The sequence below is a fragment of the Pseudomonas danubii genome (genome assembly GCF_042980055.1).
Taxonomy (GTDB): Bacteria; Pseudomonadota; Gammaproteobacteria; order Pseudomonadales; family Pseudomonadaceae; genus Aquipseudomonas; species Aquipseudomonas danubii.
The window spans coordinates 203095-226834 of record NZ_CP116502.1 but is presented as its reverse complement, the minus strand read 5'-3'; the positions used below and the strand labels follow the sequence as shown (position 1 = coordinate 226834).

Below are 23740 nucleotides of genomic sequence, written 5' to 3'. Positions count from 1 at the left end.
AATGACCGACTATAAAGCCACGTTAAACCTTCCGGACACCGCCTTCCCAATGAAGGCCGGCCTGCCTCAGCGCGAACCACAGATTCTGCAGCGTTGGGACAGCATTGGCCTGTACGGAAAGTTGCGCGAGATTGGCAAGGATCGTCCGAAGTTCGTTCTGCACGACGGTCCTCCTTATGCCAACGGCACTATTCACATCGGTCATGCACTGAACAAAATTCTCAAGGACATGATCCTGCGCTCGAAAACCCTGTCGGGGTTCGACGCACCTTATGTTCCGGGCTGGGACTGCCACGGCCTGCCGATTGAGCACAAAGTCGAAGTGACCTACGGCAAGAACCTGGGCGCAGATAAAACCCGCGAACTGTGCCGCGCCTACGCCACCGAGCAGATCGAAGGGCAGAAGTCCGAATTCATCCGTCTGGGCGTTCTGGGCGAATGGGACAACCCGTACAAGACCATGAACTTCAAGAACGAGGCCGGAGAAATCCGCGCCTTGGCCGAAATCGTCAAAGGCGGCTTCGTGTTCAAGGGCCTCAAGCCTGTGAACTGGTGCTTCGACTGCGGTTCGGCCCTGGCCGAAGCGGAAGTCGAGTACGAAGACAAGAAGTCCTCGACCATCGACGTGGCCTTCCCGGTCGCCGATGAAGACAAGTTGGCCACCGCCTTCGGCCTGGCCAAACTGGCCAAGCCCGCGGCTATCGTGATCTGGACCACCACCCCGTGGACCATCCCGGCCAACCAGGCGCTGAACGTCCATCCGGAGTTCAACTACGCCCTGGTGGATGCCGGCGAGCGCCTGCTGGTGCTGGCCGAAGAGCTGGTTGAGTCCTGCCTGGCTCGCTACAACCTGGAAGGTTCGGTGATCGCTACCGCCCCGGGTTCTGCCCTGGAACTGATCAATTTCCGTCATCCGTTCTACGATCGTCTGTCGCCGGTGTACCTGGCCGAGTACGTGGAACTGGGGGCTGGCACTGGCGTGGTTCACTCGGCCCCGGCCTACGGTGAAGACGACTTCGTGACCTGCAAGCGCTACGGCATGGTCAACGACGACATCCTCAACCCGGTACAGAGCAACGGCGTCTACGCGCCATCGCTGGAGTTCTTCGGCGGCCAGTTCATCTGGAAGGCCAATCCGCTCATTGTCGATAAGCTGAGTGAAGTGGGTGCGTTGCTGCACACCGAAGTCATCAGCCACAGCTACATGCACTGCTGGCGCCACAAGAGCCCGTTGATCTACCGTGCCACCGCGCAATGGTTCATCGGCATGGACAAAGAGCCGGTCAGCGGTGACACCCTGCGTGCGCGCTCGCTCAAAGCGATCGAAGACACCAAGTTCGTCCCCGCCTGGGGCCAGGCGCGCCTGCATTCGATGATCGCCAACCGTCCGGACTGGTGCATCTCCCGCCAGCGCAACTGGGGCGTGCCGATCCCGTTCTTCCTGAACAAGGAAAGCGGCGAACTGCACCCACGCACCGTCGAGCTGATGGAAGAAGTGGCGCAGCGTGTTGAGCAGGAAGGCATCGAGGCCTGGTTCAAGCTGGACGCCGCCGAGCTGCTGGGCGACGAAGCGCCGCTGTACGACAAGATCAGCGACACCCTCGACGTGTGGTTCGACTCCGGCACCACTCACTGGCACGTACTGCGTGGTTCGCACCCAATGGGCCACGTGAACGGCCCACGTGCCGACCTGTACCTGGAAGGCTCGGACCAACACCGTGGCTGGTTCCACTCGTCGTTGCTGACCGGTTGCGCCATCGACAACCACGCGCCGTACCGCGAACTGCTGACCCACGGTTTCACCGTCGACGAGACGGGCCGCAAGATGTCCAAGTCGCTGAAGAACGTGATCGAGCCGAAGAAGATCAACGACACCTTGGGTGCCGACATCATGCGTCTGTGGGTAGCGTCGACCGATTACTCGGGCGAAATCGCCGTGTCGGACCAGATCCTGGCCCGCAGTGCCGATGCCTACCGCCGTATCCGCAATACTGCACGCTTCCTGCTGTCGAACCTGAGCGGTTTCAACCCGGCCACCGACATCCTGCCGGCCGAGGACATGCTCGCCCTGGATCGTTGGGCCGTGGACCGTACCCTGTTGCTGCAGCGCGAGTTGCAGGAACACTACGGCGAATACCGCTTCTGGAACGTGTACTCGAAGATCCACAACTTCTGCGTGCAGGAGTTGGGTGGTTTCTACCTCGACATCATCAAGGATCGCCAGTACACCACCGGCGCCAACAGCAAGGCACGTCGTTCGGCGCAGACCGCGCTGTACCACATCTCTGAAGCGTTGGTGCGCTGGATCGCGCCGATCCTGGCCTTCACCGCTGATGAACTGTGGGAATACCTGCCGGGCGAGCGTAACGAATCCGTGATGCTCAACACCTGGTACGAAGGCCTGAGCGAATTGCCCGCTGACTTCGAACTGGGCCGCGAGTACTGGGAGGGCGTGATGGCGGTCAAGGTTGCAGTGAACAAGGAGCTGGAAGTTCAGCGTGCGGCCAAGGCCGTCGGTGGCAACCTGCAAGCCGAAGTCACCCTGTTTGCCGAGGACGGCCTGAGCGCCGACCTGGCCAAGCTGAGCAACGAACTGCGTTTCGTGCTGATCACCTCGACCGCCAGCCTGGCACCGTTTGCCCAGGCGCCAGCGGATGCCGTGGCTACCGAAGTACCGGGCCTCAAGCTCAAAGTCGTCAAGTCGGCCTTCCCTAAGTGCGCCCGCTGCTGGCACTGCCGTGAAGACGTCGGCGTGAACCCTGAGCACCCGGAAATCTGCGGTCGTTGTGTGGATAACATCAGCGGCGCGGGCGAGGTTCGTCACTATGCCTAACGCCGCAGGCCGTTTCGGCCGTCTGGGCTGGCTGTGGTTGAGCTTGCTGGTCCTGGTCATCGACCAGGCCAGCAAGATGCACTTTGAAAGCTCGCTGACCATGTACCAGCAGATCGTAGTGATCCCCGAGTACTTCAGTTGGACCCTGGCTTATAACACCGGCGCAGCCTTCAGCTTCCTCGCGGACAGCTCTGGCTGGCAGCGCTGGCTGTTCGCCCTGATCGCGATTGTGGTCAGCGCCGTGCTGGTGGTCTGGCTCAAGCGCCTGGGGCGTAACGAAACTTGGCTGGCCATCGCTCTGGCCCTGGTACTGGGCGGTGCCTTGGGCAACCTGTATGACCGCATTGCCCTGGGCCATGTGATCGATTTCATCCTGGTGCACTGGCAGAACCGCTGGTACTTCCCGGCATTCAACTTCGCCGACAGTGCTATCACCGTTGGCGCGGTGATGCTGGCCCTGGATATGTTCAAGAGCAAGAAAACCGGAGAAGCCGTTCATGACTGAACAGGTATTGACTGAGCAACGCATCGGTCAGAACACGGAAGTCACTTTGCACTTCGCATTGCGCCTGGAGAACGGCGATACCGTAGATAGCACTTTCGACAAGGCCCCGGCGACCTTCAAGGTCGGTGACGGCAACCTGCTCCCCGGGTTCGAGGCCGCGCTGTTCGGCTTCAAGGCCGGTGACAAGCGTAGCCTGACGATTGAGCCGGAAAACGCCTTTGGCCAGCCGAACCCGCAGAACGTGCAGGTCATCCCGCGTTCGCAGTTCCAGGACATGGAGTTGTCGGAAGGTTTGCTGGTGATCTTCAATGACGCGGCCAATACTGAGCTGCCGGGTGTGGTCAAAGCCTTCGATGATGCTCAAGTCACCGTCGACTTCAACCACCCGCTGGCCGGCAAGACCTTGACCTTCGACGTGGAAATCATCGACGTCAAAGCGCTTTAACAGCATCGCCGGCATGCCGTGCCCTATTCTGTAGGGGCTGGTTTGCTGGCGATCCGCTGTCTATAACGATCTAACTTCTTGCGCGCAAGACACGAGGCACAGCATGCAAATCAAACTCGCCAATCCCCGTGGCTTCTGCGCCGGTGTGGACCGGGCGATTGAAATCGTCAATCGCGCCCTGGAAGTCTTCGGGCCGCCGATCTACGTCCGGCATGAAGTGGTGCACAACAAATTTGTCGTCGAAGACCTGCGCAATCGTGGCGCGATCTTCGTCGAAGAGCTGGAGCAGGTGCCGGACGACGTCATCGTTATCTTCAGCGCCCACGGTGTCTCCCAGGCTGTACGCAGTGAAGCGGCCGGTCGCGGTCTCAAAGTGTTCGATGCCACTTGCCCGCTGGTGACCAAGGTGCATATCGAAGTGGCGCGCTACAGCCGTGATGGTCGTGAGTGCATCCTCATCGGACACGCCGGCCACCCTGAAGTCGAAGGCACCATGGGTCAGTACGACGCCAGCAACGGCGGCGCCATATACCTGGTGGAAGATGAAAAGGATGTAGCCGAGCTGCAGGTACAGAACCCTGAACGCCTGGCGTTCGTGACCCAGACCACCTTGTCCATGGACGATACCAGCCGGGTGATCGATGCCTTGCGCACGCGTTTCCCGGCCATTGGCGGACCGCGCAAGGACGATATCTGCTACGCCACGCAAAACCGCCAGGACGCGGTCAAGCAACTGGCTGACGAGTGCGATGTAGTGCTGGTGGTGGGCAGTCCCAACAGCTCGAACTCCAACCGCCTGCGCGAGCTGGCCGAGCGCATGGCCACTCCCGCCTACCTGATCGACGGTGCCGAGGACCTGCAGCGCAGCTGGTTCGACGGTGTCGAGCGCATCGGCATTACCGCCGGCGCTTCGGCTCCGGAAGTGCTGGTGCGTGGGGTGATCCAGCAGTTGCAGGCCTGGGGCGCCACCGGTGCCGACGAGTTGGCCGGCCGCGAAGAGAACATCACCTTCTCCATGCCCAAAGAGTTGCGGGTTCGCTCCCTGCTCTGATCAGTCCACTCCCACGCAAAGGGCCTGCTCGGCGGTTTCGCTGCGCAGGCTGACCCGCCCGCTGCGCGACAGCACCACCTGGTGGCGGCTGTGTTCCTGGTCGGCCTGGCAAATATGCAAGGTGCCGGCCTGGAAGGCGCCACTGGGCAGCAACGGATTGCCCTGGGCACTGAAGCGCACGAAGTGCTGGACCGGACGATTACCCACAATCAGCACTTGCCCACCGCTCTGACGCTCGATCAGCAGCGGATTCTCTGGATCCTCCCAACCCTTGCCACTGACATCCAGAATGATGCGCCAGCCCTGGCTCCAGTCGTCGTTCAGACTATGTATCAGCGCGGTGCGCTGGTGCAGGATGGCCGCCGCCCGTGCATTGCGCAGGCCGCTGGCGAGCATCTGCGCAGCTTCCTGCTGTCGATTGGTGCGCAATAGTTCACTGAGCGCAGCCGTGGACAGCGGCAGCAAAAGTGCCAGCAAGGCCAGCGCGATCAGCAGTTCAATCAGGCTGAAGCCCTTTTCATGCATGGTGTCTCCTCCCTGGAGATGAGGCGTTCACGCTATCCGTATGCAGGCGCTGAGCAGATGACCAACTTGCCGGTCTGGGATGGGGCGAGTCGCCGCCCGTTATAGCCGATGCCTGTTCCAGGATGGGTGGTGTATTTGGGTACAAAGGGTTTCACCCGATTGGAACGACCCGGCGCCTGGGCCCTTGCGGCTCGGCCTCAAGGGAGAGGTAAGGGGGCTGTGAGCAATGTATTGCGGGTTGTTCCGCGAGGCGGCCCGGGGCTGACTCTGGCACTAACCTTTGAAGTCGAGAGCAGTGGTTTCCATCGTTTCTGTGGGCTCACACGAGCCTGCTTCATCGGAGATCGGTGGTTGTCTGCATGGGCTTGGGAGCGTGACGGAGATTGGAACATGAGGGAGCAGCATGCACAGGACGGCATGACCCTGATCGAGGTGCTGGTGGCCCTGTTGATTCTTGCGGTGGGGCTGCTGGGGGCCGCGGCGGTCCAGATCAAGGCCTTGCAGTACACCGACAGTTCACGGATGAGCACCCAGGCCAGCTTTATTGCCTACGACATGCTTGACCGGATCCGTGCCAATACGGCGGCCGACTATGGTGTTGCCACGCCCGCCGCAGGCAGCCCGGGCAATGTGCGGGATCAGGACCTGCATGATTTCGCCAATAACGTGGCGAACTTCGGGGGGGCCAGCGCCAAGGGCAGTATCAGTGTCAATCAGCAGGTCTATACCATCCGCATCACGTGGGACGATTCCCGGGCCGAGGGGCATTCGCGCAGTCAGCGCGCTCTGGTGCTCAGCAGCCGCGTGGCCGTGGATTCGAGAGGGGCGCGATGAGGCAGGGCAGTCATGGCTTCGGGCTGGTAGAGATAATGCTGGCACTGGCTTTGAGCCTGGTGCTGGTGTTGGGTGCGGCTCAGGTGTTTATCGCGGCGAAGGCTACTTACCTTAGCCAGAACGCCTCGGCCTACCTGCTGGAGGATGCGCGTTTTGTTCTGAGCAAGATGCTCCAGGAAATTCGCATGGCAGGGCTTTCCGGTTGCCTGCGCACCGTCAATGATCGCAGTACGGCTAAGGAGTTTTCCCGCTACGCGGCCACCCCGATTCAGTGGAGCAATGTCGAGCGCAAGCTGACCTTGATCACCGCCGACATCGGTGATTATGGCGGGACGCCGACCTGGAGCCTGGTCACCGACTGTCGGCGCAGCGCCGTGGTCTATTCGGGTGCTCATCAAGGGGAGCACGGGCAGCAGGTCCTGGCCTTGCGCCGGCTGTTCTATAGCTTCCAGGACCACCAATTGATGCTGGGCAGCGGCTTGGGCAAGCAGCAGGCGGTGCTGCTGGATAATGTCGAGACCTTCGACGTGAGTTTCGGCATGGCCCGTACCGCAACGGATAGTGCCGCTTCCAGCTACAGCCGCAACCCGGGAGATCCGGCACGTATTCGCAGCGTGCGGTTGCAGCTGACATTGGCCGATCCCCAGCAGCGTGTGCGCCCGCAGCGCTTTACGCTAGTGGCGGCCTTGCGTAACAGGTTGCCCTGATGCCTGGCATCAATCGCGCAGGGCCCACCAGGGAGAGAGGCATGGCGCTGTTGATGAGCCTGGTGTTCTTGTTGCTGCTGACCATGATCGGCCTGTCATCGCTGCAGAACGCCATCCTCCAGGAAAAGATGAGCGCCAGCCTGACCTTGAACAACCGCGCATTCCAGGCTGCAGAAGCGGCCTTGCGCCTCGGGGAAAACGCGGTGCGCATGGATGACTATCGTTTGTCGGTATGCGCCAATCCTTCTGAATGTGCCCCTCCCGCTGAGTCTGCAGCGGTCAGCAGCTCGGGCTTCAACAGTGTTTCCGCCGTAACCTGGATCGCCACCGGAGAGGGTTTCTATGGGGTGCAGAACCTGGGGGCTTCTACGGATGCGGTCAACCTGCCGATCAATACCGTCGCCACCTTGTATCGAGTGACTGCCGTGGGTTTGGCCGGTCATTCGCGCAGCGTCTTGGAGAGCATTTATGCCAAATACTGAACCTGATTCGAAAGGTAGCCGGCTTTTGCTCGTCGTTGCCGCTACGTTGCTGGGCAGTTTGTGGCAAGGGGGCCCGGCCCAGGCGCGCGGTCCCGCCAACAGCCTACTCCCAGGCGCTGTTGCAGCAGTGCCTGAAGTGATAACCGGCACTCCTTATGTTCTGCCCTTTGTACGCGGACAGGTCTTGCCTTGTGCAACGATGGGCAGTGCCGGCCAGCCCATGGGTGTGGTTCCGTGGCGGCCGGTGCATGTTCGTGACGCTAGGCGGGTGTCCTGCAACCTTCTGCCGTTCAAGATCGATGGCTCCGACTCAAACACTGGTAGTGGGAAATTGATCGAGCTGCAAGCGTTCAGCGGTAAGATGCTCGACGCTGCGGTTGCGCACACCCATGGCACTGGCAAGATCATCCGCGATTCCAATGGCGGCATCGGCACCCGGGTGGACAAAAACGACGGTGGCAGCCGGCGCATCCTGTGGCGACAAATTCAGTAAGCGAGATTCTTGACCATGCGCAGATCCAACCAAGGGTTCACCCTGATCGAAATCATGATCGTGATTGCGATCATCGGTCTGGTCCTTACCTTGAGCCTTCCCAGCATCACCGAATACATGAAGAAGCCCCATCGCAGTGAAATCGCCGTGCTGCTCACCGAACAGGCGCAGCAACTTGAGCGCCACTTCTCCAAGACCGGTGCCTACAGCAACGCCCCGGATCTGAGCACCGGCAATGAGTACTACAGCATCACCCCGACTCTGAGCGACAGCGGGTTCTCGCTGACCGCGACGCCAAAAGCCGATGGGATGATGGCGGGGGACAAATGCGGCAGCTTCAGCATCGATCAGACAGGTGCCACCAGCATCAGCGGCCAAGCCGACGGGCTGGCGGCTAAGGATTGCTGGGGACGCTGAGTCTCTGTATCAGGGAGCTGCGGCGCCCACTGTCTTTCTCATGATTGGATCGAATTATGGTCAAGCAACAGCAAGTGCTGGTGGTGGGCGGCGGAGTGATCGGCCTGCTCACGGCTTTCAATCTGGCGTCCCGGGGCCAGCAGGTGCGGCTTGTAGAGCGTTCGGAACTGGGGAGTGAGTCGTCGTGGGCTGGTGGAGGCATCGTCTCGCCGCTGTACCCTTGGCGCTACAGCCCGGCAGTCACGGCGCTGGCCCATTGGTCCCAGGACTTTTATCCACAGCTGGCGGAGCAACTGCTGAGTGCTACCGGGGTTGATCCCGAAGTGCATACCACCGGGCTCTACTGGCTGGACCTGGAGGATGAGGCCCAGGCCCTGCAATGGGCGCGGCGCGAGGGTCGGCCCCTGAGCGCTGTGGATATCTCGGCGGTACATGATGGGGTGCCGGTGCTGGGAAGCGGCTACCAGCGGGCGATCTACATGGCCAATGTGGCCAATGTGCGTAATCCGCGGCTGGTCAAATCCCTCAAGGCCGCTTTGCAGGCTTTGCCCAACGTGCACATCGACGAGCAGTGCAGCGTCAGCGGCTTTATTTGTGAAGGCCGGCAGGTGGCAGGCGTGCACAGTTCGCTGGGTGAGATCCGCGCCGATCAGGTGGTGCTCTGCGCCGGGGCCTGGAGTGGCGAGTTACTGGGCAGCCTGGGGCTTGTACTGCCGGTGGAACCGGTCAAAGGGCAGATGATCCTGTACAAATGCGCTGCCGACTTCCTGTCCTGCATGGTCCTGGCCAAGGGCCGTTATGCGATTCCCCGGCGTGACGGACACATCCTGGTGGGCAGTACCCTGGAGCACGAAGGGTTCGACAAGACGCCTACTGCATCCGCTCTGGAAAGCCTCAAGGCTTCTGCTGTCGAGCTGATCCCGGCACTGGCGGACGCTGAGGTCGTGGGGCATTGGGCTGGGCTGCGCCCGGGGTCGCCGGAGGGCATTCCCTACATCGGGCCAGTTCCCGGCTTTGCCGGTTTGTGGCTCAACTGCGGGCATTACCGTAACGGCCTGGTGCTGGCGCCTGCTTCCTGCCAGCTTTTTTGCGACCTGCTGCTGGGACAAGCGCCGATCATCGATCCGGCGCCTTATGCGCCCGAAGGTCGAATTTAATTCAGGCCAAGCTTCTTCATGCGGTAACGCATCGAACGCAAGGACAGACTCAGCCGTCGGGCCGCCACCGTGCGGTTCCAGCGGCTTTCCTCCAGGGCCTGGAGCAGTAAATGGCGCTCCACCTGTTGCAGGTGCAGCGCGAGGTCCAGGTTGGGAGGGAGCGAGGGGGACGGGACGTCCTGGTGTTCACTGACAGGCAGATGCAGGTCGCTCAGCTCGATCCACGGACCCTCGCAAAGGGTCTGGGCCCGCTCCAGCAGGTTTTCCAGTTCACGTACGTTGCCGGGAAAGTCGTAGCGCTCCAGGGCTTGCAGTGCTTGCGGGCTTAGTTGGGTGGCAGGCTTGTCGCTGGATTTGGCCAGGCGTTGCAGAATATGCCGCGCCAGTATCTCGATATCTCCTGGGCGCTCGCGCAGCGCGGGGACTCGCAGTTCGATCACATTCAAGCGGTAGTAGAGATCCTGGCGAAAGCGGCCGGACTCTACCTCACACTTCAGATCCTTGTGAGTGGCACAGAGAATCCGCACATCGACGGCTCTTTCCTCCTGGCTGCCCACCGGGCGCACAGACCTTTCCTGCAGTGCACGCAGTAGCTTCACCTGCATGGCTAGAGGCAGGTCGGCGACCTCGTCGAGGAACAGGGTTCCTCCCTCAGCGGCCTGGAACAGTCCAGGCTGATCAGCCAGGGCGCCACTGAAGCTGCCTTTGCGGTGACCGAAAAACTCACTCTCCATCAGTTCGCCAGGAATGGCGCCACAGTTGACCGGAATGAAGGGCGCCCTGGCCCTGGGACCCAACTGGTGGATCAAACGCGCCACTCGCTCCTTGCCACTGCCGGATTCGCCGCTGATGTAGACCGCTGCCAGGCTGGGGGCCAACTTGTCGATGTGTTGGCGCAGGTTGTCCATGGGCGGTGAGTGCCCCAACAACTGATGGTCGGGTAGGTTTTTTGTGGTGGTGGGCAGCCGCTTCAGTCTGCTGCTTATCCATTCTCGAAGGCGCATGGGGTGTAGAGGCTTGTGCAGCAGGTCGCAAGCCCCGACTTCCAGGGCGCTGGCCTGCGTGCCTGGGTCATTGCTTAGAAGTGCGACCGGCAATTGAGGGTGGCATTGGCGAATATGCAGCAGCAGGTCCAGTCCGCTGCCATCCGGCAAATGCAGGTCTGTCAGGCACAGGTCGAAGCGCTCCCGGGCCAGGTGAGTCCGAGCTTCCTGCAAGGTACGGGCACTTTGGGTGTGCAGGCGCATGCGGCCGAGGGTGATTTCCACGAGGGCACGGACTTCCATGGCCTCATCGACCACCAGCACCCTGGGCATTGGGTTCATGGCGGCTGCCGTTTTCATGGGTCAGTCAACAGCGGGCAATAGCGCCCGTGTTGGGGGGCGAGAGCTCAGTCTAGGCCCTTGGGATGGGCGGCGCAGGGTGCCGGGGGCGGGTTATTTTGTCGCCAATTGTGCGGACGATGGGTGTAGGGCTCAGCGATCCTGGCTGCCCGGGCCCTGCTCCAGATGGGCCTGGCTGCAGTACCACTGTTGTGACAGGCTCAACGCCCGGTCCTGAGGCAGGTGTACGCCGCAGTGAGCGCAGCGCACCATTGGCGTACTCGCCGGCTCCTGGGGTGTGCGGGGAGTTGCAGCGGGGCGCTTGAATTTGCGCCAGAACCATACCGCAGCGGCAATCAGAGCGATCCAGAACAGTAGACGAACCATGGTGACCAGCTTTATGGGGAAAAGAGGGAGCAGTTTATCCAAGCGTCCGGCGGGCGCACAGGCCCATAAAGCTGCGGGCATGAAAAAGGGAGACTTGAAGTCTCCCTTTTTTACTGCGGCACTATCAGTCGAACACGCCGAAGGTCATGTAGCTGAACCAGGAGCGGTCACTGTTGTTGCCAGTGGCCTCGTGCTCTTCTTCCTCGACCACGTCGCCGTTGCTGTCTTTAGGCTTGAGCTCCGACGGGATCGCGTCCTTGGCATCCTGATACTGCTTCATCACGTCCTGATTGGCGCGGGTTTCTCCCGGCGGCAGCGGTGGACGGGACTCGATAAGGCCCAGGGTGGCCTTGCTCAGCCAGGAGCGGTTGTCGGCTTCGGCCACCCGTGGCACGAACTGACCATCAACCAGGCTTGGGTGGTCAGGGTAGTTGAGCTTCAGGGTTTCCAGGCTGGTGGCAGCCAGTTCGTCCAGGTGCAGACGCTGGTAGGCCTCGGTCATCACCGCCAGGCCGTCACCCACGGAAGGGGTTTCCTGGAAGTTTTCCACCACGTAGCGGCCACGGTTGGCGGCGGCGACATAGGCCTGACGGGTCAGGTAATAGTCGGCCACGTGGATTTCGTAGGCGGCCAGCAGGTTGCGCAGGTAAATCATGCGCTGCTTGGCGTCCGGGGCGTAGCGGCTGTTGGGGAAGCGGCTGGTGAGCTGGGCGAACTCGTTGTAGGAGTCGCGGGCGGCACCCGGGTCACGCTTGGTCATGTCCAGTGGCAGGAAGCGCGCCAGCAGGCCGACGTCCTGATCGAAGGAGGTCAGGCCCTTGAGGTAGTAGGCGTAGTCGACGTTCGGGTGTTGTGGGTGCAGGCGAATGAAGCGCTCGGCGGCGGATTTCGCAGCCTCTGGCTCGGCATTCTTGTAGTTGGCGTAGATCAGCTCGAGCTGTGCCTGATCGGCGTAGCGACCAAAGGGATAGCGCGATTCCAGGGCCTTGAGCTTGGCGGTGGCGCTGGTGTAGCTGTGGTTGTCCAGGTCGGTCTGCGCCTGCTGGTACAACTCGACTTCGCTCAGGTTTTCGTCAACGACTTCCTTCGATGAGCAAGCAGCGGTCAGTGCGAGGATGGCGATCAGCAGCAGGTGTTTCACTTGCATGGCGGCTTGCGTCCCTATGACGGCCGCTGTCTTGGGCGGGGCCGTCCTGTTATGATGAGCGCCCCGTTGAAAGCCTCGGGGCAAAAGACGCCGTATTTAACCACAAGCGCGCAGCCGAAACCAAAGGCTGTGCCGACGCCCAGTCCGAGCATGTCCGATAAAATTGAACTTCGCGCAGAGGTGCCGTCCGAACTGGGCGGTCAACGCCTCGATCAAGTCGCCGCACAACTATTCGCTGAGCATTCGCGCTCGCGCCTTTCCGCCTGGATCAAAGACGGCCGCCTGACTGTTGACGGAGCGGTGATCCGCCCTCGGGACATCGTGCACGGCGGTGCCGTTCTCGAACTGACCGCCGAGCAGGAGGCTCAGGGTGAGTGGATCGCCCAGGACATCGAGCTGGACATCGTCTATGAAGACGATGACATCCTGGTGATCAACAAGCCTGCGGGCCTGGTGGTGCACCCGGCTGCCGGCCATGCTGATGGCACGCTGCTCAATGCCCTGCTGCATCACATCCCCGACATTATCAATGTGCCGCGTGCGGGTATCGTCCACCGTCTGGACAAGGACACCACCGGTCTGATGGTGGTGGCCAAGACCATTCAAGCGCAGACCCAGTTGGTGGCTCAGTTGCAGAGCCGCAGCGTCAGCCGCATCTATGAATGCATCGTGATCGGTGTAGTGACTGCGGGTGGCAAGATCAATGCTCCCATTGGTCGCCACGGCCAGCAGCGCCAGCGCATGGCGGTGATGGAGGGGGGCAAGCAGGCTGTCAGCCACTACCGTGTTCTGGAGCGTTTCCGTTCCCACACCCATGTACGGGTCAAGCTGGAAACCGGTCGTACTCACCAGATTCGGGTGCACATGGCCCACATCAACTTCCCGCTGGTGGGCGATCCGGCTTACGGCGGTCGCTTCCGCATTCCGCCGGCGGCCAGCCAGACCATGGTCGAGTCGCTGAAAAACTTCCCGCGCCAGGCCTTGCATGCGCGTTTCCTGGAGTTGGACCATCCGACCACTGGTCAACGCATGAGCTGGGAATCGCCGCTGCCGGATGACTTCGTCTGGTTGTTGTCGCTGCTCAAGCAGGACCGTGAGGCGTTCATCGGATGAGTGGCTGGCTGATTCCTGACTGGCCCGCGCCGGCTGGGGTCAAAGCCTGTGTTACTACCCGCGATGGCGGCGTCAGCCTGGCGCCGTTTGACAGCCTCAATCTGGGCGACCACGTTGAGGATCGGCCTCAAGCGGTGGCCGAGAATCGCCGGCGCCTGACCGAGCACTTCGATATTGCCCCGGCCTGGTTGCAACAGGTGCACGGGATTGCTGTGGCTCACGCCGATCCTGGCGTCGTGGTCAGCGCCGATGCCAGTTGGTCCGCCACGCCAGGCATTGCCTGTGCGGTGATGACCGCCGACTGCCTGCCTGCGTTGTTCTGCAACCGAGCCGGAACCCGGGTCGCGGCAGCCCATGCCGGTTGGCGCGGGCTGGCAGCTGGAGTGCTGGAAGCCACTCTCGACAGCCTGGATGTACCCGCCGCTGAGGTCTTGGTATGGCTGGGGCCCGCTATAGGTCCACAGAGTTTCGAAGTGGGTGCGGAGGTCCGTGAAGCTTTCGTTGCCCAATTAGCGGCCGCGGAGCAAGCCTTTGTCCCTAGCGTCAATGCCGGGCGCTTCATGGCTGACATCTACCAGTTGGCGCGCCTGCGTCTGGCCACCCGGGGTGTGACGGCGGTCTATGGTGGTGGCTACTGCACCGTGACCGATCCACGCTTCTTCTCTTATCGGCGCAGCCCACGTACCGGGCGTTTTGCCTCCCTTATCTGGCTTGAACGCTAGACTAATCTGACTTGCGTCAAGCAGCTGACGCTTGAATCTCCCAGAATCGACCGCATCTAGAGAATCATCTGGCAGGTTTCTCTATTTAGGTGTGTCCATCGCTCCGGCCTGCTCAAAAGGAAGGTGACTAATGCGTATAGACCGATTAACCAGCAAATTGCAGCTGGCCTTATCCGATTCTCAATCCTTGGCCGTTGGCCTCGATCATCCGGCCATTGAACCTGCACACCTGATGCAGGCGCTGCTGGAACAGCAAGGCGGCTCGATCAAGCCACTGCTGATGCAGGTGGGCTTCGACGTCAACAGCCTGCGCAAGGAACTGAGCAAAGAGCTCGACCAACTGCCAAAAATCCAGAACCCCACTGGCGACGTCAACATGTCCCAGGATCTGGCGCGCCTGCTCAACCAGGCCGATCGCCTGGCTCAGCAGAAAGGCGACCAGTTCATTTCCAGCGAGCTGGTACTGCTGGCCGCCATGGATGAAAACAGCAAGCTCGGCAAGTTGTTGCTGGGTCAGGGCGTGAGCAAGAAAGCCCTGGAAAACGCCATCAATAACCTGCGCGGCGGCGAGGCGGTGAATGACGCCAACGTCGAGGAGTCGCGCCAGGCCCTGGACAAGTACACCGTCGACCTGACCAAGCGCGCCGAGGAGGGCAAGCTTGACCCGGTGATCGGGCGTGACGATGAAATTCGCCGGACCATCCAGGTGCTGCAACGCCGGACCAAGAACAACCCGGTGCTGATCGGTGAACCTGGCGTGGGTAAAACCGCCATCGCCGAAGGCCTGGCCCAGCGGATCATTAATGGCGAAGTGCCTGATGGCCTGAAAGGCAAGCGCCTGCTGTCCTTGGACATGGGCGCGCTGATTGCCGGTGCCAAGTACCGTGGCGAGTTCGAGGAACGCCTGAAATCCCTGCTCAACGAGCTGTCGAAGCAGGAAGGTCAGATCATCCTGTTCATCGACGAGTTGCACACCATGGTCGGCGCCGGTAAAGGCGAAGGCTCGATGGATGCGGGCAACATGCTCAAGCCGGCCCTGGCCCGTGGCGAGCTGCATTGCGTCGGTGCCACCACGCTCAACGAGTACCGCCAATATATAGAGAAGGATGCAGCCCTTGAGCGGCGCTTCCAGAAAGTGTTGGTGGACGAGCCGAGCGAGGAAGACACCATCGCTATCCTGCGCGGCCTGAAGGAGCGCTATGAGGTGCACCACAAGGTAGCCATCACTGACGGTGCGATCATTGCCGCGGCCAAGCTCAGCCATCGTTACATCACTGATCGGCAACTGCCGGACAAGGCCATTGACCTGATCGACGAAGCTGCCAGCCGCATCCGCATGGAGATCGACTCCAAGCCGGAAGTGCTGGACCGTCTGGAGCGGCGCCTGATTCAACTGAAGGTTGAATCCCAGGCGCTGAAGAAGGAAGACGACGAGGCAGCGATCAAGCGCCTGGAAAAACTCCAGGAAGAGATTGTTCGTCTGGAGCGTGAGTACGCTGACCTGGAGGAGGTCTGGACCTCGGAGAAAGCCGAAGTGCAGGGCTCTGCGCAGATCCAGCAGAAGATCGAGCAGTCGCGTCAGGAGCTGGAAGCGGCGCGGCGTAAAGGCGACCTGAACCGCATGGCCGAGCTGCAGTACGGGGTGATCCCGGATCTGGAGCGTAGCCTGCAGATGGTCGACCAGCACGGCCACAGCGAGAACCAGTTGCTGCGCAGCAAGGTCACCGAGGAAGAAATTGCCGAAGTGGTGTCCAAGTGGACCGGCATCCCGGTGTCGAAAATGCTCGAAGGCGAGCGCGACAAGCTGTTGAAGATGGAAAGCCTGCTGCATCAACGGGTGATCGGCCAGAACGAAGCCGTGGTGGCGGTATCCAACGCAGTGCGCCGCTCCCGGGCTGGCTTGTCCGATCCGAACCGGCCAAGTGGCTCGTTCATGTTCCTCGGCCCAACTGGGGTGGGTAAGACTGAGTTGTGCAAGGCCTTGGCGGAGTTCCTCTTCGATACCGAGGAAGCCATGGTGCGGATCGACATGTCCGAGTTCATGGAGAAACACTCCGTGGCTCGCCTGATCGGTGCGCCGCCAGGCTATGTCGGTTATGAAGAAGGTGGCTACCTGACCGAAGCCGTGCGTCGCAAGCCGTACTCGGTCATCCTCCTGGACGAAGTCGAGAAGGCGCACCCGGATGTGTTCAATATCCTGCTGCAGGTTCTGGAAGATGGTCGCCTGACGGACAGCCACGGACGCACCGTGGACTTCCGCAACACGGTGATCGTCATGACCTCCAACCTGGGCTCGGCACAGATCCAGGAATTGGTAGGGGATCGCGAGGCACAGCGGGCAGCGGTGATGGATGCGGTGTCCACCCACTTCCGGCCGGAGTTCATCAACCGGGTCGACGAAGTGGTGATCTTCGAGCCTCTGGCACGGGATCAGATCGCTGGCATCACGCAGATCCAGTTGGGGCGCCTGCGCAGCCGTCTGGCGGAGCGCGAGCTGAGCCTGGAACTGAGCGACGAGGCCTTGGACAAGCTGATCGCCGTGGGTTACGACCCGGTGTATGGCGCACGGCCGCTGAAGCGTGCGATCCAGCGCTGGATCGAGAACCCGTTGGCCCAGTTGATCCTGTCCGGTGGCTTCCTGCCAGGAGCAACAGTCACTGCATCGGTGCGGGACGATGAAATCGTCTTTGCCTGATCGCACAGTGGCGTATTGATGAAAAGGCCTCGCATGGCGAGGCCTTTTTTTTCACTAGGGCGTTGAACTGAAAGGAAAAGGCTTGTAAAGTGCGCCCCGCAGTCAGTCACCCCCTAGGTTTTTTCTGATGTAGAAGAAACCGGCAATGAAGTCGCAAATCATTGTCTTAAAAGCAATTTAAGGGGTTGACAGGTAGTTTGAAGATTGTAAAATAGCGCGCCTCAGAGGCATGAACGTAGCGATACGGGAAAGCCGAAGAGGATGAAGTAAAAACGTTGTAACTTGAAATATGTAGTTCCGTGATAGCTCAGTCGGTAGAGCAAATGACTGTTAATCATTGGGTCCCAGGTTCGAGTCCTGGTCACGGAGCCAATTTCAAACCGGGGTATAGCGCAGTCCGGTAGCGCGCCTGCTTTGGGAGCAGGATGTCAGGAGTTCGAATCCCCTTACCCCGACCATTTTTGGGTCGTTAGCTCAGTTGGTAGAGCAGTTGGCTTTTAACCAATTGGTCGTAGGTTCGAATCCCACACGACCCACCATTTTTGAGACCAGTTCGCTGGAATCGAATCTTAAGATCAGACGCCAAAAGCTCTGTTCGCAGAAGGCGCCTTTTAAAGGTGCCTTTTTTTTACCGGGGTATAGCGCAGTCCGGTAGCGCGCCTGCTTTGGGAGCAGGATGTCAGGAGTTCGAATCCCCTTACCCCGACCATATTCACGATAAAAGGCACCTCTAGAGGTGCCTTTTATCGTTTGTCTGTAAAAAAGCGCTGAGGTCGAGGGGCAGCCCGGGAGGCGAGCCTCTTGTTGTCAGTCGATAGGCAGTTCTTCCCAGACCTTACGTTGTTCAAACAGGCGCTGTTCGAGGGTGATGATGGCCTGTTTCACCTGTTCCACGCATTCCTTGATCATGTTCAGGGACAGGTCGGGGCTCAGGCAGGCATCTTCCAGCTGACGACAACTCTCTACCAATTCTTCGCCTTTGACCACGCGCGCAGCGCCCTTGATACGATGCGCCAACTCTGCCAACTCAGCTGTTGCCTGCTCTTGAAGCAAGGTGTCGAGGCTCTGCATGTCCATGCGATTGTTACTGAGCAACTCACTCAAGATGTGATGCAACATCGTCGGCTCGCTGCCCACCAGGGTATGCAATGACTCCAGGTCGAATACCCGGGGAGAGCGGGGGCTGGTGGGCTTCGTGGGGATGAGGTTCTCACGTTCGCTCTCATCGGCCTGTCCCATGGCCAGCAGACGTTCTTCCAACTCATCCAGGCTGATGGGTTTGATCAGGCAATCATTCATTCCCGCCTGGATGCAACGTTCCACTTCTTCCTGCTGGGCGTCGGCGGTCAGGCCGATGATCATCATTGGTTCGCAGGCCTTGTCCCGCTCATCCTGGCGGATCGCCCGGCTCATCTCGGCGCCGTTCATGATGGGCATGTGGCAGTCGGTGATGATCACGTCAAAGTCCTGCTCGCGCCAGAGATGCAGTGCTTCCAGGCCGTTCTCCGCTTCGAACACGTCATGTCCGAGAAAGCACAGCTGCTGCTGCAGGACCTGGCGGTTCACCGGATGATCGTCTACCACCAGAATCTGCAAACGGTGCGTGTAGCGCCTCTTGACCTGAGGCGGACGCTCAGAGGTGGCCGTGCGCTCCAGTACTTGCAAACGCAGCGCCACATCCACCCGGGTGCCATGCCCCAGGGTGCTGCTCATCGACACCTGGCCACCCATCATTTCGCACAGGGAACGACAAATCACCAGGCCCAGCCCCGTGCCTTCGATGTTCTGCACGTTGCGCTCTACCTGGGCGAAGGGTTGGAACAGGCGTTGCTGGTTACTGGGGGAAATACCAATTCCCGAGTCTTCGACACTGAGCTCGACCCGCAGCACAGCGTTTTCCACTAGCTCGCCGGAAATGGTCACCTTGATAAAACCGGCTTCGGTGAACTTGATGGCATTGCTCACCAGATTGGACAGGATCTGCTTGAAACGCATCCCGTCCACCAGTACATCGCCGTTGATGCTGGAGTCGATCTCGAGGATCAGGCTCAGGCATTTCTGCCGGGCCAGCCCCTCGAACACTCTAGCCACTGATTCCACCAGTTCGCGCAGGTTGGCGCGTTTGGGCGAGAGGCTCAGGCGTCCGGACTCGATGCGGGCAATGTCGAGGATATCGCCGATCAGCTCCAGCAGGCTCTTGGCCGAACTGTAGGCGATTTCAATGCTGGAGCGCTCGATCCGATCGCTGTCGGCGCGTTTGAGCGCCAGTTCCAGAATGCCGATGATGGCGTTCATTGGCGTGCGTATTTCATGGCTCATGGTGGCCAGGAAGGTGGTCTTGGCCCGGCTGGCCTCATCGGCGAGATTCTTCGCCTCCTTCAGTTCCTGAACCAGATGACGGTGCTTGGTTATGTCCAGCCAGCCGCAGATCACGCCCTTTGTGACACCGGTGGCGTCCTGGAATGGCTGAATCCAGTGCTCGATCCAGACGTCCTTGCCCTGCAATTGCACGGCATATACCGAGGTAATGGTCTTGCCGTCATTGATCGCTTGCAGGTAGTTCTGGTGCAGGTCGGGTCCTGCCGCAAAGTGCTCATCAGGCAGTTCCTGCACGGTCTTGTCCAGGACGTCCTCGGCACTCAGACCGACGCTCTGCAGATAGCTGCGGTTGCAGGACAGCATGTTGCCCTCAATGTCCCGGAGATAGAGGGCCGGGGGCATGTTCTCTGCCAGGGTCTCGATAAAGCGCAATTGCTCATTGAGCGTTTTCTCGGCCTTGACCCGGCGTTGCAGATAGAAGACCCAGAGCAGCGACAGCAGGAGCAGCAACGAAGCGCCAGCTATGATTTCGGCGATCATCAACGCGTAATCGCGCCAGGTTTCGCTGCTCATGCCCGGCGGTGAGCGCCAGTGGTTGGCGATGGCGTTCAAATCGTCCGTCGGGAGGCTGATCAGGGCTTTGTCGAGGATGGATTGCAGTTCCGAATCGCTTCGCCTCAGGGCAAAGCTGGCGGTCGCCTGCCGGGTGTGAATCAGATCGGCAACAGCCAGGCGATTCTGGAACAGGCGGACAATGTAGTAACGCGAGGCCGGCAATGAAACCACCGCGGCATCGGCGCCGCCGGTATAGACCATGTTCATGGCGTCCAGCGAGGTGCCGACTTCAATGACTTTGGCTTTCGGGTAGCGCTCGCGCACATGCTGCAGTGTCACGTGTCCGGAAGGGATGGCCAGGCGCTTGTTTGCCAGGTCTCCAGGCCGCTGTGCCATGCCTTTCTTGTCGGTCTGGGTCACGAGGACGAAGGGACTGGTCAGGAAGGAGCGAGTGAAGCGCAGGTTGTCTTCGCGTTGTTCACTGGCAGTCATGATGGCCAGGTCGGCCTCTGATCGGCGCAAGGCTTCAATCTGTTCCGGGTAGCCGCCGTTGCGAGCGGTGACCTGGAAGTCGAGTCCGGTGCGCTGTGATAGCACGTCCAGCAGTTCAGCGGTGACACCCGAGAAAACGCCATTGGCGTCGAAGAAGGCAATGGGCGCCAGATCGTCATTGATCACCAGGCGTATGACTGGGTTGCGGGCTATCCAGCGCGACTCTTCCGGCGTCAGTGCCATCCTTTGGTCCGACGCAATGAAGCCGCTACCCACCCAGCGCCGACTCAGATTGAGGAGTTTTTCCTTACCGATCGCGTCGATGCTCTGGTTGATAATCCGCAGCAGGCGCTGGTTATCCTCTTGGAGCGCATAACCGTAGCCGCCTTGGGAAAAGTCGGCGAAGCGCTCGAACTTGAGAAAGCCGTAGTAGGAACGATTGATGCGGAAGTAGGCGCTCAGAACATCGTCCACGTACATGTCGGTATGGCCAAAGGCTGCCGCGGCTATGGCCTCGTCATGGGTGGGATAGACCATCAAGTGGGCCAAGGGAAAGCGCGACTGCAGTTGCGCGCTGTGTTCCTGGGCCACAGAAACTCGTAATCCGGCCAGGTTGGAGGGCGATTTGCGCAATTCATCCTTGCGTTTGAACAGTGCCAGTCGGGCTTCGGCGAAGGGGCGAGTAAACCTGACGGCCTCGGCAGGCTGCTCGGAGCTGTAGCTACCTAGCAAGTCGATATTGGCAGCCTGTAAGGCTTGCATGGCCTCTGCCCGGGTGGCAAAGGACACGATCTTGATGCGAACCCCGAGTATCTGCCCAATCAGAGCGCTGACGTCAGCGGTAATGCCCTCGTAGTGATTGTCGTTGTAGCTGACATTGAAGGGGGACGATTCTGTAGCCACGGCACCGATTTTCAGTTCCGACCTGTGGCGCAGCCAACGCCAGTCTTCATCGTCAAGGGCAAGGTCGTGGTGATCGAGGCGTGCCGTGCTGTACAGCGTATTGGGCAAACTCGGAAGCTGGGCCGCTGCCGGTTGAACAGCCAATATCGCCAAGCAGATAAAAAGCCAGAAAAGTCGTGAATGCATGATCGCTTCAGATAGTGGGGGGCCAGATGGCTCGATCAACGAGTCACAACGCAATGAGCGCCGGGCGGGCGGTACAGAACCTGAGCAACGGGTCGCCTCTTTGATCGGCTCTCCCAAGGGACTAACGAATGCAGTAGGCAATGAAATGGCTTTCCGGCATCGGGCGTGCAAACACGAAGCCCTGGGCTATGTCGCATCCCAGTTCCAGTAGGCGTTCCTGCTGCTCGCGGGTTTCCACTCCTTCGATAATCAGCGACATACCCAATGAACGGGCGAGCGCCACCGTGTAGCTAATGATGGCGCTGCTTCTGGGGTGATGCCCCATCTTGCGCACGAAAGTGCCGTCGAGCTTGATCTGACTGAAGGGCAACTCGCAGAGGCGATCCAGGGAGGAGTAGCCCGCACCGAAGTCATCCATGGCCAAGCCGCAGCCCATTACCCGCAGGCGTACCAGATTTTCCAGGCTACTGGCGGGAGCGCTGATCAGACTGGTTTCGGTGATTTCAAAGGTGATGCTGCTGGATGGAACCTGAAACAGCACGAGCAGGGTGGCAATGGATTCGGTCAGGGTCTGGGACGCCAGCTGTGATGGGTGCAGATTGAACGAGAAACTCAGGGGAATGCCTTTTTGCGCCAGTTTGCGGCGTAAGGCCAGGCCCTGGTCGAACAGTTGCCAGAACAGGCGGTCCAGCAAGCTGTGGTGTTCCATGATGTGCAGGAAGTGCGAAGGCGGCAGTACTCCCAGCTGTGGATGATTCCAGCGGGCTAGCGCTTCCGCCCCTTGGAGCGACGCGTTGTCGAGTGCCACCTTGGGTTGGTAGTAGGGTTCGAATTCGCCGTTGTCCAGGCCGCGAATCACGTCCGCCAGGGTGGGTAGTTCGGACTTTTTCAGAGCAGTGACCAGACCGTGGCGCTGGTTCTGATAACGAGTCAGCAGGGTGGTCAGGCGCTCCAGATTGAAGGGCTTGCCCAGATCACCCAGGAAGTTCAAGCCCAGGCGCCTGATCATCGAGGCGGTAGTTTGGCGCAGAATCGGCTCGATCTGGCTGCACAGGATCACGGAGTGCAGTTTGCCGCTTTGGCTGGCGTGGCGTAGGAAGGCCAAACCGTCCATTCCGGGCATTTTCAGGTCACAGATGGCAATGTCCATCCTTTCGCAGTGCTCCAGCAGTGCCAGGGCTTCACTACCGCTGGCCGCTTCATGCACCTGCCCAGGCATCACTTTTTTCAATGCAGTGACGGTAACCAGGCGTTGCAGCGGTTCATCTTCCAGGACCAGAACGTTCAAATTTTGCATTGCCGGCTCATGTCATTATTTGCCGGTCATAGTGCTAAGGCTCTAGAGTTGCAACCATTAGGCAAATCCTTATGTGCAGTAGGAAATTTCTCATTGAAAAATCAGACTGTCTGATTCCTTAAGGAGGAGTCATTAACCCCTTGTATCCTCTGTTATTTGCCGGGAATCTGAGATTTCTGGACGACATCAAGGTGCTGTGCACGAAATTTCTACATGACATCAGCGTCTTTATACGGATACGTAAGTTGCAGCATACAGGGTGCGGTTACGTATATTTTCCGGTCGGTCCGGCTCAACCGAAGGCCGGGTTTTTAAGGTGAAGTGACAATATGCACAGCGTATTGATAGTTGACGATCATCCTGTTGTTCGGCTCGCCGTTAAGGTCTTGCTGGAAAAGAACAACATGCGGGTGGTGGCCGAAACAGACAATGGATTGGATGCGCTGGAGTTGGTGCGCGAGCATGGGCCGGATGTGGTAATCCTCGATATCGGTATTCCCAAGCTGGATGGCCTCAAGGTGCTTTCACGTATCAAGGCTCTGGGCTTGCCCACTGAAGTGCTGGTGCTGACCTCGCAGTCGATTGAAAGCTTCTGCAGACGCTGTATTCAGCTGGGAGCTCGGGGTTTCGTCAACAAGGAGGAGGATCTGGGCAATCTGGTGGTGGCTCTGAATGCAGTGTTGGCCGGCTACACTTTTTATCCGTCGATGGCTTTGGATGTTTCCATGCCCACGGCGGAACAACAGTCCGAGGCCGAGCAGATAGGCCTGCTGACTGATCGGGAAATGATCGTGTTGCAGTATCTAGCACAGGGACATTCCAACAAGGCCATTGGTGAAAAACTGTTCTTGAGCAACAAGACAGTCAGCACCTACAAGACCCGACTGTTGCAGAAACTGGGGTTGGGGTCGCAAGTAAGCCTGGCGGAGTTTGCCAAGCGCAATGCTTTGATTCCATAAAGTGAACATGGTCGGTTACTTGTAATGTCGAGTTTTCACTTAGTTGTGTCTGGATCGCTACCGAACGATGGGGCATGCCGTGTTTGCTCGTTGTGCATGACTTCGAAAGTATCCGGGCAGACGCCTGAGTGAAATGCATGGCATCTGTTTCTATTGGGTTTCAGGGCTCATCCTGGATAAGCCCTGAAAGCTCT

The 23740-nt window shown here is 59.7% G+C and carries 19 protein-coding genes, 4 tRNA genes and 1 pseudogene; 18 read left to right on the top strand and 6 right to left on the bottom strand.

Annotation, left to right across the window (positions count from 1 at the left end; translation table 11 throughout):
• Position 1: 1 nt before the first annotated feature.
• The 4 genes from ileS (at position 2) to ispH (ending at position 4834) form a co-directional block, all read left to right on the top strand.
• A complete protein-coding gene (gene ileS, locus PFZ56_RS01125; protein WP_170002352.1) occupies positions 2-2833 on the top strand; it encodes an isoleucine--tRNA ligase in 2832 nt (943 codons plus the stop codon).
• Entirely contained in the window at positions 2826-3338 is a 513-nt protein-coding gene (gene lspA, locus PFZ56_RS01120) for a signal peptidase II (protein ID WP_110652081.1), read from the top strand. Before ileS ends, lspA begins: the two co-directional genes overlap by 8 nt.
• Entirely contained in the window at positions 3331-3783 is a 453-nt protein-coding gene (fkpB, locus tag PFZ56_RS01115) for an FKBP-type peptidyl-prolyl cis-trans isomerase (protein ID WP_102865451.1), read from the top strand. The genes lspA and fkpB overlap by 8 nt, the downstream gene beginning before the upstream one ends.
• Before the next feature lie 103 nt (positions 3784-3886).
• Positions 3887-4834 (top strand): 4-hydroxy-3-methylbut-2-enyl diphosphate reductase, encoded by a 948-nt coding sequence (gene ispH / locus PFZ56_RS01110; protein ID WP_102865452.1) that lies wholly within the window; start codon positions 3887-3889, stop codon positions 4832-4834.
• Here the strand turns inward: ispH and PFZ56_RS01105 are convergent, their stop codons facing one another.
• On the bottom strand, positions 4835-5359 hold the full coding sequence (locus PFZ56_RS01105; RefSeq protein ID WP_102882256.1) for a GspH/FimT family protein: 525 nt from the start codon (positions 5357-5359) through the stop codon (positions 4835-4837).
• Positions 5360-5749: 390 nt separating this feature from the next.
• On the opposite strand from PFZ56_RS01105, the gene pilV reads away from it, so the two are divergent.
• From pilV to thiO, 6 genes and pseudogenes are all read left to right on the top strand, one after another.
• Complete coding sequence (gene pilV / locus PFZ56_RS01100) at positions 5750-6193, top strand: type IV pilus modification protein PilV (RefSeq protein ID WP_170002354.1); 444 nt, start codon at positions 5750-5752, stop codon at positions 6191-6193.
• Complete coding sequence (locus PFZ56_RS01095; protein ID WP_170002356.1) at positions 6190-6900, top strand: PilW family protein; 711 nt, start codon at positions 6190-6192, stop codon at positions 6898-6900. The genes pilV and PFZ56_RS01095 overlap by 4 nt, the downstream gene beginning before the upstream one ends.
• Before the next feature lie 41 nt (positions 6901-6941).
• Entirely contained in the window at positions 6942-7382 is a 441-nt protein-coding gene (locus tag PFZ56_RS01090; RefSeq protein WP_170002358.1) for a PilX N-terminal domain-containing pilus assembly protein, read from the top strand.
• A 295-nt stretch (positions 7383-7677) separates the two neighbouring features.
• Positions 7678-7875, top strand: a pseudogene (locus PFZ56_RS01085) (pilus assembly protein PilY); the annotation flags it as partial.
• 15 nt (positions 7876-7890) lie between these two features.
• Positions 7891-8292 carry a type IV pilin protein gene (locus tag PFZ56_RS01080; protein WP_102882252.1) on the top strand — a complete coding sequence of 134 codons (402 nt, stop codon included), beginning with the start codon at positions 7891-7893 and terminating at the stop codon, positions 8290-8292.
• 56 nt (positions 8293-8348) lie between these two features.
• Positions 8349-9449, top strand: coding sequence for a glycine oxidase ThiO (thiO, locus tag PFZ56_RS01075; protein ID WP_170002360.1), 1101 nt, complete (start codon positions 8349-8351; stop codon positions 9447-9449).
• On the opposite strand, the gene PFZ56_RS01070 is transcribed toward thiO, so the two are convergent.
• The 3 genes from PFZ56_RS01070 to PFZ56_RS01060 all read right to left on the bottom strand — a co-directional run bounded on the left by PFZ56_RS01070 (position 9446) and on the right by PFZ56_RS01060 (position 12305).
• Positions 9446-10774 (bottom strand): sigma-54 dependent transcriptional regulator, encoded by a 1329-nt coding sequence (locus PFZ56_RS01070; RefSeq protein WP_170002394.1) that lies wholly within the window; start codon positions 10772-10774, stop codon positions 9446-9448. The two genes, thiO and PFZ56_RS01070, sit on opposite strands and share 4 nt — an antisense overlap.
• A gap of 150 nt (positions 10775-10924) precedes the next feature.
• Complete coding sequence (locus PFZ56_RS01065; RefSeq protein WP_102882404.1) at positions 10925-11158, bottom strand: PP0621 family protein; 234 nt, start codon at positions 11156-11158, stop codon at positions 10925-10927.
• 124 nt (positions 11159-11282) lie between these two features.
• Positions 11283-12305 carry an outer membrane protein assembly factor BamD gene (locus PFZ56_RS01060; RefSeq protein WP_102882249.1) on the bottom strand — a complete coding sequence of 341 codons (1023 nt, stop codon included), beginning with the start codon at positions 12303-12305 and terminating at the stop codon, positions 11283-11285.
• 150 nt (positions 12306-12455) lie between these two features.
• Here PFZ56_RS01060 and rluD point away from each other — a divergent pair, with 150 nt between their 5' ends.
• The 7 genes from rluD (at position 12456) to PFZ56_RS01025 (ending at position 17544) form a co-directional block, all read left to right on the top strand.
• Positions 12456-13418 carry a 23S rRNA pseudouridine(1911/1915/1917) synthase RluD gene (gene rluD / locus PFZ56_RS01055; RefSeq protein ID WP_102865461.1) on the top strand — a complete coding sequence of 321 codons (963 nt, stop codon included), beginning with the start codon at positions 12456-12458 and terminating at the stop codon, positions 13416-13418.
• The gene (gene pgeF, locus PFZ56_RS01050; protein WP_102882248.1) at positions 13415-14140 is read left to right on the top strand and encodes a peptidoglycan editing factor PgeF; all 726 of its coding nucleotides are present in this window, start codon (positions 13415-13417) and stop codon (positions 14138-14140) included. The genes rluD and pgeF overlap by 4 nt, the downstream gene beginning before the upstream one ends.
• Positions 14141-14270: 130 nt before the next feature.
• Positions 14271-16835, top strand: coding sequence for an ATP-dependent chaperone ClpB (clpB, locus tag PFZ56_RS01045; protein ID WP_102865463.1), 2565 nt, complete (start codon positions 14271-14273; stop codon positions 16833-16835).
• A 296-nt stretch (positions 16836-17131) separates the two neighbouring features.
• A tRNA-Asn gene (locus tag PFZ56_RS01040) sits at positions 17132-17207 on the top strand.
• A gap of 9 nt (positions 17208-17216) precedes the next feature.
• A tRNA-Pro gene (locus PFZ56_RS01035) sits at positions 17217-17293 on the top strand.
• A gap of 5 nt (positions 17294-17298) precedes the next feature.
• Positions 17299-17374: transfer RNA gene (locus tag PFZ56_RS01030), tRNA-Lys, on the top strand.
• A gap of 93 nt (positions 17375-17467) precedes the next feature.
• A tRNA-Pro gene (locus tag PFZ56_RS01025) sits at positions 17468-17544 on the top strand.
• A 98-nt stretch (positions 17545-17642) separates the two neighbouring features.
• Here PFZ56_RS01025 and PFZ56_RS01020 read toward each other — a convergent pair.
• Both PFZ56_RS01020 and PFZ56_RS01015 read right to left on the bottom strand, forming a co-directional pair.
• Entirely contained in the window at positions 17643-21290 is a 3648-nt protein-coding gene (locus tag PFZ56_RS01020) for a transporter substrate-binding domain-containing protein (RefSeq protein ID WP_170002362.1), read from the bottom strand.
• Between the two features lie 121 nt (positions 21291-21411).
• Positions 21412-22587: an EAL domain-containing protein gene (locus tag PFZ56_RS01015; protein WP_170002364.1), complete on the bottom strand. Its 1176-nt coding sequence runs from the start codon at positions 22585-22587 to the stop codon at positions 21412-21414.
• 329 nt (positions 22588-22916) lie between these two features.
• Here PFZ56_RS01015 and PFZ56_RS01010 point away from each other — a divergent pair, with 329 nt between their 5' ends.
• Positions 22917-23546: a response regulator transcription factor gene (locus PFZ56_RS01010; RefSeq protein ID WP_170002366.1), complete on the top strand. Its 630-nt coding sequence runs from the start codon at positions 22917-22919 to the stop codon at positions 23544-23546.
• Positions 23547-23740 lie beyond the last annotated feature (194 nt).

Bases quoted from the DNA above. Each gene is read 5' to 3' on its own strand.
- PFZ56_RS01010 (WP_170002366.1), top strand. From the start codon at position 22,917: ATGCACAGCGTATTGATAGTTGACGATCATCCTGTTGTTCGGCTCGCC.
- PFZ56_RS01015 (WP_170002364.1), bottom strand. From the start codon at position 22,587: ATGCAAAATTTGAACGTTCTGGTCCTGGAAGATGAACCGCTGCAACGC.
- PFZ56_RS01080 (WP_102882252.1), top strand. From the start codon at position 7,891: ATGCGCAGATCCAACCAAGGGTTCACCCTGATCGAAATCATGATCGTG.
- PFZ56_RS01095 (WP_170002356.1), top strand. From the start codon at position 6,190: ATGAGGCAGGGCAGTCATGGCTTCGGGCTGGTAGAGATAATGCTGGCA.
- PFZ56_RS01105 (WP_102882256.1), bottom strand. From the start codon at position 5,359: ATGCATGAAAAGGGCTTCAGCCTGATTGAACTGCTGATCGCGCTGGCC.
- PFZ56_RS01070 (WP_170002394.1), bottom strand. From the start codon at position 10,774: ATGAACCCAATGCCCAGGGTGCTGGTGGTCGATGAGGCCATGGAAGTC.
- rluD (WP_102865461.1), top strand. From the start codon at position 12,456: ATGTCCGATAAAATTGAACTTCGCGCAGAGGTGCCGTCCGAACTGGGC.
- thiO (WP_170002360.1), top strand. From the start codon at position 8,349: ATGGTCAAGCAACAGCAAGTGCTGGTGGTGGGCGGCGGAGTGATCGGC.
- pgeF (WP_102882248.1), top strand. From the start codon at position 13,415: ATGAGTGGCTGGCTGATTCCTGACTGGCCCGCGCCGGCTGGGGTCAAA.
- PFZ56_RS01065 (WP_102882404.1), bottom strand. From the start codon at position 11,158: ATGGTTCGTCTACTGTTCTGGATCGCTCTGATTGCCGCTGCGGTATGG.
- PFZ56_RS01020 (WP_170002362.1), bottom strand. From the start codon at position 21,290: ATGCATTCACGACTTTTCTGGCTTTTTATCTGCTTGGCGATATTGGCT.
- ileS (WP_170002352.1), top strand. From the start codon at position 2: ATGACCGACTATAAAGCCACGTTAAACCTTCCGGACACCGCCTTCCCA.
- PFZ56_RS01090 (WP_170002358.1), top strand. From the start codon at position 6,942: ATGGCGCTGTTGATGAGCCTGGTGTTCTTGTTGCTGCTGACCATGATC.
- clpB (WP_102865463.1), top strand. From the start codon at position 14,271: ATGCGTATAGACCGATTAACCAGCAAATTGCAGCTGGCCTTATCCGAT.
- ispH (WP_102865452.1), top strand. From the start codon at position 3,887: ATGCAAATCAAACTCGCCAATCCCCGTGGCTTCTGCGCCGGTGTGGAC.
- pilV (WP_170002354.1), top strand. From the start codon at position 5,750: ATGAGGGAGCAGCATGCACAGGACGGCATGACCCTGATCGAGGTGCTG.
- PFZ56_RS01060 (WP_102882249.1), bottom strand. From the start codon at position 12,305: ATGCAAGTGAAACACCTGCTGCTGATCGCCATCCTCGCACTGACCGCT.
- lspA (WP_110652081.1), top strand. From the start codon at position 2,826: ATGCCTAACGCCGCAGGCCGTTTCGGCCGTCTGGGCTGGCTGTGGTTG.
- fkpB (WP_102865451.1), top strand. From the start codon at position 3,331: ATGACTGAACAGGTATTGACTGAGCAACGCATCGGTCAGAACACGGAA.